Annotated in this window: 2 protein-coding genes; both read left to right on the forward strand. The window is 58.6% G+C overall.

Annotated elements, in window-relative coordinates:
• Positions 1–162: 162 nt before the first annotated feature.
• A complete protein-coding gene (locus K8U03_02560) occupies positions 163–1,365 on the forward strand; it encodes a hypothetical protein (GenBank protein ID MCE9603765.1) in 1,203 nt (400 codons plus the stop codon).
• Positions 1,366–1,580: 215 nt separating this feature from the next.
• A partial coding sequence (locus K8U03_02565) for a mandelate racemase (GenBank protein ID MCE9603766.1) occupies positions 1,581–2,255 on the forward strand: 675 nt, incomplete at its 3' end.

Consider the following 2,255-nt stretch of genomic DNA (forward strand, 5'->3'; position numbering starts at 1 on the left):
AGCTCGTTGGGCTATCGACCCCCGGCACCCGAGGCCGTTCAAGCTTGGTCTTTTCGCTACGCTGCGCTCCGCGAAAAGACCAAGCTTGATTCTTGAAGAAACTAACGCAACACTTGGTATCACGCGTGGGGGCAGGTCACCGCTTCAGGATTCGAAATCAACATGAGCACGACTTTACTCGGCCGCATCGGTCTTCCACGTAGATCCGGCCTTCATCTCGGTTTCGCGGCCTTGGCGACTTTGTCTCTGACCGTTGCAACGCATGGACAGAGTCCTGCAAAGCCCGCCTATCAATATCAGTTGGACGACGTTCGCGTGAGTATTCCCTCGGCCGATGAACCGCGGGTGAAAGCGTTCGGGCCGGATTCGCTGAAGGCAGCGGCGAAATATTTGGAAACGGGAGCCTTAAGTTGGGTGCGTGAGAAGACGTGCGTGAATTGCCACACCACCGGTCCGTACATGACCGAATACACCGGGTGGTCGCGGCAGTTCGGAAAGCCGAGCGATGAGGTGCTGGCGAACTTCGTGAAGGCCGTGCCGCAGGAAGTCAAAGATGTAGATCAGATCGAGAAGAACGGACACAAGTTCTATCCCGGTGCGTTCTCGAGCGTGTGGCGGAGCGTCGGGCTGGCGGAGTGGGACCGGCACATCACGGGCAAACTTTCCGATGCCACGGAGCGCTCGCTGCGCGACATGTTCGAGCGTCAATCGGAAAGCGGCGCGTTCATCAGCCACGGCGAAGTCGAGATCCCGCATATCACCACCGACTTCGAACTCTCGCTCCAAGCCGCTCGCGCCATCACTGCGGCGCCGGGTTGGCTCGCGGGACAGAAGGACGCAGCGCTGCTCGCCCGCATAGAAAAGCTGAAACAGTGGTTCCGCCTCGCGCCTCCGAAGAACGACTTCGACCGCGTTTTGAAACTGCAGCTCGCCTACTACCTGCCGGAGTTGGTTCCGCAGTCGGATCGCGATGCGGCGCTGGCCCTCCTGGCGTCGAAACAACACACCGACGGCGGCTGGAGCACGCGCGACATGTCGCCGATCGACGATTGGCACTTCGAAATGAGTACCAAGGTACTTAACCTGATCAAGAGCCTGCCCGACGTCGACCATCCGGAAAGCGACGCCTACATGACTTCGCTAGCCATCGTGCTGATGCGGCAAAATAAGGTTCCCGCGTCCGACCCTCGCATCCAAAAAGGTTTGGCGTGGTTAAAGCGCGAACAGCGCGAGAGCGGTCGCTGGTGGATGCATTCGCTCTACCGCGGCAACTATCACTACATCACGTACATCGCCACCATAGAAGCGATGAAGGCGCTTGACCTGTGCGGAGAACTCGACGCGATTTCAGCGGATAAGAAGTAGCCGATCGGTCGTCTGACCACGGACCGGGAATAATGGAGGCGCCGGTGGCGGATCGGAAGACGCGGGTGAAGACGCTGTAATCAAAGAAGCCGCAAGAGTGTGCGATCTCAGCGATCAACGCTTCACCGTTCTCAGCGATCGTGCGACAAGAGAGCGTCGGTCGTAGATATCCAAAACGATTTCTTGAATCCATAAGCAACTTAGGAACGCCTCGCATGAAGATCGCACGCATCTTTGCTCACCGTGTCGAGTTGCCGTTGGTTGAAGGCTCGTACAAATGGTCCGGCGGGAAGTCGGTATCGGTCTTCGATAGCACGATCGTCGGCGTTGAAACCGAATGTGGCCTCGTCGGCTACGGCGAGGTCTGTCCGCTCGGGCCGTTTTATCTACCGGCGTATGCCGAAGGAGTGCGAGCCGGACTGCGCGAACTCGGGCCGCATCTGCTCGGCTTCGATCCGCGCGAGCTCGCGAAGCTCAACTATCGGATGGATGCCGCACTCAAAGGACATCCGTATGTGAAATCGGGAATAGATATCGCCTGCTGGGACATTCTCGGCAAGGCCGCGCAGATGCCGGTTTGCATGTTGTTGGGTGGACGCTTCGGCGAGAGAGTGCGACTCTACCGCGCCATCTCGCAACAAGCGCCCGAGGAGATGGCAAAGAACGTTCAAAGTTACCGTGAGCAAGGCTACACACGTTTTCAATTGAAAGTGGGTGGCGATCCGGATGTCGATATCGAGCGGATTCGCGCCGTGCGTGCGATGCTGAAGCCGACCGATCGACTCGTCGCCGACGCCAACACCGGCTGGACGCAGCACGAAGCGATGCGCGTCGTTCGGGCCGTACAAGACGTCGATGTCTACATCGAGCAACCCTGCCTGACGTACGAA

The organism is Planctomycetia bacterium, assembly GCA_021413845.1.
GTDB lineage: Bacteria > Planctomycetota > Planctomycetia > Pirellulales > PNKZ01 > PNKZ01.

What these genes read in the sequence shown, in the direction of transcription:
- K8U03_02560 (MCE9603765.1), top strand. Translation starts at nt 163, where the DNA reads ATGAGCACGACTTTACTCGGCCGCATCGGTCTTCCACGTAGATCCGGC.